5 protein-coding genes are annotated in these 5871 nt (G+C 72.9%); 3 read left to right on the forward strand and 2 right to left on the reverse strand.

Annotation, left to right across the window (positions count from 1 at the left end; all coding sequences use genetic code 11):
* Window positions 1-670, forward strand: a 670-nt coding sequence (locus AN218_RS31450; protein ID WP_171908867.1) for a TerD family protein, incomplete at its 5' end; no start/stop codon positions are given.
* A 190-nt stretch (window positions 671-860) separates the two neighbouring features.
* Window positions 861-2258: an NADP-dependent succinic semialdehyde dehydrogenase gene (locus AN218_RS31455; protein ID WP_070020428.1), complete on the forward strand. Its 1398-nt coding sequence runs from the start codon at window positions 861-863 to the stop codon at window positions 2256-2258.
* Window positions 2259-2401: 143 nt separating this feature from the next.
* On the opposite strand, the gene AN218_RS31460 is transcribed toward AN218_RS31455, so the two are convergent.
* Complete coding sequence (locus AN218_RS31460; protein ID WP_070020429.1) at window positions 2402-3166, reverse strand: alpha/beta fold hydrolase; 765 nt, start codon at window positions 3164-3166, stop codon at window positions 2402-2404.
* 399 nt (window positions 3167-3565) lie between these two features.
* Here AN218_RS31460 and AN218_RS31465 point away from each other — a divergent pair, with 399 nt between their 5' ends.
* Window positions 3566-4339, forward strand: coding sequence for a crotonase/enoyl-CoA hydratase family protein (locus tag AN218_RS31465; protein WP_070020430.1), 774 nt, complete (start codon window positions 3566-3568; stop codon window positions 4337-4339).
* Between the two features lie 26 nt (window positions 4340-4365).
* Here AN218_RS31465 and AN218_RS31470 read toward each other — a convergent pair.
* A partial coding sequence (locus tag AN218_RS31470) for a hypothetical protein (RefSeq protein WP_070020431.1) occupies window positions 4366-5871 on the reverse strand: 1506 nt, incomplete at its 5' end.

Raw genomic sequence — 5871 nt, forward strand, 5'->3', positions numbered from 1 at the left:
CCCCGCGCCGCAGGCGGCGCCCGCCGCTCCCACAACTCCCGCCGCCCCGGCGGCACCTCCGCCGCCGGCCCCCGGCGCGGGCAAGATCAACCTCGACAAGGGCAAGGTCAGCCTCCAGAAGAACCAGACGGTCTCGCTCACCAAGGGCGGCCGCCCGGTGCTCAGCAGCGTCCGCATGGGCCTGGGCTGGGAGCCGGTCTTCCGCGCGGGCCGCCGCGCCAAGGAGATCGACCTGGACGCCTCCGTCATCGCCTACGACGCCCAGCGCAAGAAGCTCGACGCCTGCTACTTCGGCAAGCTGATGATCCTCAACGGAGTCGTCCAGCACTCCGGCGACAACCTCACCGGCGAGGGCGGCGGCGACGACGAGATGATCACCGTGCACCTCGGCGATCTGCCGCCGGAGGTCACCGGACTCGTCTTCACCGTCAACTCCTTCTCCGGGCAGAAGTTCACGGAGGTGGCCAAGGCGTACTGCCGTCTCGTCGACGCCGCCACGGACCAGGAGCTCGTCCGCTTCGACCTCAGCAACGCCGAGCCGCGCACCGGCGTGCTGATGTGCAAGCTCGTACGGCAGCTCTCCGGCGAGTGGGACATGACGGCGCTGGGCGAGTACGTCGACTCCCGTACGGTCCGCGGCATGGTCAAGCCCGGGGCCGCCGCGCTCTGAGCGTGACCGGGGCGGATCCGGGGTACCGCGGGGGCACGGACACATCGGTGCGCGGACGCGCCGCTCCCGCGGGCCCGGCATTCCGCACGGGCGCACCGGTCCGGCGCGGGTGCGCGGGCCGCTTCCGTACGCGCCGCGCGCACCCGTACCGCAGCAGCAGGCACCCGAAGCAGCCGAAGGAGGCGCTCACATGGCCATCGCCACGGTGAATCCGGCCACGGGCGAGACCCTGAAGACGTTCGAACCGCACAACGACGGCGAGATCGAGGAGCGGCTCTTCCGGGCGCAGCGCGCCTTCCGCGAACACCGCCTCACCGACTTCGCGCAGCGCTCCGCGCTGATGCAGCGCGCGGCGGACCTGCTGGAGGAGGACCAGGAGAGCATCGCCCGCACCATGACGACCGAGATGGGCAAGCCCCTGGTCGCCGCGCGCGCCGAGGCGGCGAAGTGTGTGAAGGCGATGCGCTGGTACGCCGAGCACGCCGAGGCACAGCTCGCCGACGAGCACCCGGCGCCCTCCGACGTACAGGACTCGGGCGCCACACGGGCGTTCGTGCGCTACCGGCCGCTGGGCCCGGTGCTCGCCGTCATGCCGTGGAACTTCCCGCTCTGGCAGGTCGTGCGCTTCGCCGCGCCCGCCCTGATGGCGGGCAACACCGGGCTGCTCAAGCACGCGTCCAACGTGCCGCAGACCGCGCTGTATCTGGAGGAGCTGTTCCTGCGCGCCGGCTTCCCCGAGGGCGCCTTCCAGACGCTGCTGGTCGGCTCTGGCGCCGTCGCCGATCTGCTGCGCGACGAGCGCGTCGTGGCCGCGACGCTGACCGGCAGCGAGCCCGCGGGCCGCTCGGTCGCCTCCATCGCGGGCGACGAGATCAAGAAGACCGTGCTCGAACTCGGCGGCAGCGACCCCTTCCTGGTGCTGCCCTCCGCCGATCTGGACAAGGCCGTACGCACCGCCGTCACCGCCCGTGTGCAGAACAACGGCCAGTCCTGCATCGCCGCGAAGCGCTTCATCGTCCACGCCGACGTCTACGACGAGTTCACGGCGCGGTTCGTGGAGCGCATGTCCGCGCTCAAGGTCGGCGACCCCATGGAGGAGGACACCGACATCGGTCCGCTCTCCAGCGCACAGGGCCGCTCGGACCTGGAGGAGCTCGTCGACGACGCCACGCGCCGCGGCGCCACCGCGCAGTGTGGCGGCGGGCGTCCGCTGCACCTCCCCGACGGCTGGTTCTACGAGCCGACGGTGCTCACCGGCGTCACCGAGGGGATGCGCATCCACCGCGAGGAGGCGTTCGGACCGGTCGCGTCCGTCTACCGCGTGGACGGTCTGGACGAGGCGATCGAGCTGGCCAACGACACGTCGTTCGGGCTGAGTTCGAACGCGTGGACCCGCGACTCCGAGGAGCAGGTACGCCTCACCCGCGATCTGGAGGCCGGCGGGATCTTCTTCAACGGCATGACGGCCTCGCACCCGGGGCTGCCGTTCGGCGGCGTCAAACGCTCGGGCTACGGGCGGGAGTTGGCCGGGCACGGCATCCGCGAGTTCTGCAACGCGACGACGGTGTGGTTCGGCCCGGAGCAGTAAGGCGGGCGGCGACGGCGTACGGGGCGGGGGCGCGGCGGCTCTGACGGGACGGGGCCCCGCTCCGGGGACGACTCCGGGGACGGCGCGACCGGTGCCGTCCCCGAGAGGCCCCGCCCGGTGACCGGTCGGCGCGACCGCCCGTGTCAGACGGGCGAGTTGACCGTGCGCCCCAGGTGCCGGGCGAAGAACCGGACCGCGCTGTCGGCCTCGAACCTGGGCAGCTCCTTGTGTCTGCCCGCGTTGGCGTGCAGCGTCTTCTCCTGCGAGGCGAAGGCGTCGAACAGCGCCAGCCCCGCCTCGCGCGGGATGTGCTCGTCGTCCCACTGCATGGCGAACTCGACCGGCACGGTGATCCGTTGCGCCGCCTCGGCCAGGACGTCGGGCCAGTGCTGGCCGAACACCGCGGCGGTGATCCTTGGTTCGGCCGCCACGAGCGGAACTCCGATCGCGGTGCCCAGGTTGAGGCCGAAGTAGCCGACCGGTCCGCCGGTGCCGATCTCCGGAAGCTGCTGGAGGGCGTCCAGCGTCGCCCGCCACTCGGGCACGGCGCGCTGCGCCAGGTCCGCGTTGTAGCGGACGACGACCGGCCCCTCCGGTTCGCCCGCCGATCTCGCCCGGTACAGCGCGGCGGTCTCCCGCTCGTCGTACGCCGTACGCGGCCGGTCGCCGTGACCGGGTGCGTCGACGCAGACGACATGGAAGCCGCAGCCGGTCACGAGCCGGTGTGCTCGGCCCGTCATGGCCGGTGCCTTCTTGTGCGTACCGCCGCCGTGCCCCATCAGCACCAGCGGCGCGCGCCCGTCACCGGAGGCCGGGGACCAGAGCACGCCGGGGACGCCGTCCACGGTGAAGTCGCGCTGAGCCATACCGTCCGAGGAGGACTCGGCGGTGAACTGCGGTGCATGCACAGGTGTTTCCTTCCGGGAGTGCCTTGTGGCCGAGGCGCTCCCGGCGACACCTACGTCGCTCGCCCGACCGTGACGGAGAGAGGGAACACCCACGTCGATGCGGCGTTCATGGGTCTCACCTCCCCCGGCGGTGCCACGGTCGCCGGCAAGCTACCAGCCCCAACTGCCTGCTTTCCAACGGTTTTTCCCCACATGGTCACGGCTCGGGGCGGCTCCCCGGGGGGAACCCATGGCGTTCCGTGCGTCCGCCTCCGCCACGGCCCGGACGCGTACCGCGCCCTCCGTACGCCGGTAGTCTCACGGGCGCCCGTGGCTCGGGGCGGCAGACGTACGGCGTCCGGCACCCCGTCCGGCCGTTCCCGTCTCCCCCGCCGTCCCCCGACCGGAGGTCGAACTCCCGTGACCGTACGAGCCGTCCGTACCGAGAAGCAGGGGCCGGTCACCACCGTCGTCCTCTCGCGGCCCGCCGCGCGCAACGCCGTCGACGGCGCCACGGCGGTCCAACTCGCCGACGCCTTCCGCGAGTTCGAGGACGACCCGGACGCGCTCGCCGCGGTGCTGTGGGGCGAGGGCGGCACGTTCTGCGCCGGCGCGGACCTCAAGGCCGTCGGCACCGACCGGGCCAACCGCGTCGCCCCCGACGGGGACGGGCCGATGGGCCCCACCAGGATGCGGCTGACCAAGCCCGTCATCGCGGCGGTCAGCGGGCACGCCGTCGCCGGCGGACTCGAACTCGCCCTCTGGTGCGATCTGCGCGTCGCCGAGGAGGACGCCGTCTTCGGCGTCTTCTGCCGCCGCTGGGGTGTGCCCCTCATCGACGGCGGCACCGTGCGCCTCCCCCGGCTGATCGGTACGAGCCGGGCGCTCGACATGATCCTCACCGGCCGTCCCGTCCAGGCGTCCGAGGCGCAAGAGATGGGGCTCGCCAACCGGCTCGTCCCGCACGGGCAGGCGCGCGCCGCGGCGGAGGAACTCGCCGCGCAGCTCGCCCGCTTCCCGCAGACCTGTCTGCGCGGCGACCTCGCCTCCGTACACGCACAGCAGGGCCTTCCGGAGGACGAGGCCATGGCACGCGAACTCCAGTACGGCCAGGCGCCGTTGAGGGAGGCGGCGCAGGGAGCGGCCCGCTTCGCGTCGGGCGCGGGCCGCCACGGGGACTTCGACGCGATCTGATCCGCGGGGCGGCCCGGCCCCGTACGTCAGCCCAGCCTGCTGCGCGCCTTGAACGCCGCCTTGCGCGCCTCCTTGGCGCTCTGCTTGTCCGGGTGCACGCGCCCCATCGCCTCCAGGACGTCCGCCGTCGCCGGGTGGTCGACCTTCCACACCTTGTCGAAGAAGCCGGTGTACTGGTCGACCAACCCCTCGATGAGGCCCTGGAGTTCGGGCGCCTCACCGGCCGTCGCGAGCTGCGCGGCGATCGTGTCGACCGTGAGCCAGAAGACCATCTCCTCGTCCGGCTGCGGCACGTTCTGCGCGCCGTGCTCGGCGAGCCACACCCGCGCCAGCCCGCCGAGCTGGCGGTCCTCCAGCACCTCGCGCAGCGCCGGTTCGGCCTCGCCGCCGGTGAGCGCAAGCGCCTGCTGACAGGAGAGCCGGCGGGCGGGAGCGTCCATGTCGGCGCCGCGGGCCGCCGCCAGCAGTTCACGGGCCGCCGCGAGAGGCGCACGCTCGGCGAGCCAGGACTCGATCTCCGCCTGCGCGTTGGCCTCGGTGTAGGCGGGCAATGCGCCAAGCAGCCGCTGTGCATCCGCACGTGCGAGATCGCCCACGGCCGGGGCCTCGACTCCCGCCTCGCGCAGGCGCGTACGGACACCGTGTACGCCGAGCCGCGTCAGCCGCACCATGCCGTAGCGGGCGACGTCCTCGTCCCCGAGGCCCTCCGGCAGCTCCGCGTCCTCGTCGGCCTCCTCCGTCAACGCCTCGTCCACGGGCTGGTATTCGACGAGTCCGACGGGCGCGAGCATCCGGAACTGCTCGTCGAGCTTCATCATGGCCGCGGAGACCTCTTCGAGCACGGCGTCCGTCGGCTCCTCCATGTCGTCGGGGACGATCATCGACGCGGCGAGCACCGGCAGCGGCACCATCGCACCGGCGGAGGCGGCCTGGTCGGTCGCGGTGAGGACGTAGAGGTTGCCCAACGCGCCGTCCAGGAAGTCCGCTTCCTGCTCCGGGTTCCAGTCGAGGGAGTCCAGGTCGATGGAGTCCGGGTCGATCCGGCCCTCGTCGTCGGTGACGCCGTCGAGGCCGCCGACCAGGTCCTCGAAGCTCGGCGTCGCGGCGTCGGCGAGCACGCTCTCCAGGCCGCTCTGCCAGATCTCCAGCACGTCCTCCGGGCTTCCGGCGCCGCGGAGTTGGGCCAGCTCCTCGGCGGGACGCGCGATACCCACGGGCTCCTCGGTCAGGAGCGTCCCCGTACCGCCGGATCCGCCCGGCCCGTCCTCCGTAGCGTCTCCGCCGTCCGCCGCCGCGCCGTCCGTCCCCTCAGCGCCCTCCTCACCGTCCTCCTCACTGTCCTCCTCGACGTCCAACAGCCCGACGTCGACGGCCAGTTGCCACGCCTGTGCCGTGTACATCTCCCCGTCCTCATCGTCCGAGAGACCGAGATGGGCGACCGCCTCCTTCAACTGCGGTGCGAGCAGCTCCCCTCCGGCGCCGACGGGCACCCCGGCGCCCGGCGCGCCGTCCGCGGCGCCACCGGCGGCGCG

It is taken from the genome of Streptomyces nanshensis (assembly GCF_001751255.1).
In the GTDB taxonomy this organism is placed as follows: domain Bacteria; phylum Actinomycetota; class Actinomycetes; order Streptomycetales; family Streptomycetaceae; genus Streptomyces; species Streptomyces nanshensis_A.

What these genes read in the sequence shown, in the direction of transcription:
- AN218_RS31455 (WP_070020428.1), top strand. Translation starts at nt 861, where the DNA reads ATGGCCATCGCCACGGTGAATCCGGCCACGGGCGAGACCCTGAAGACG.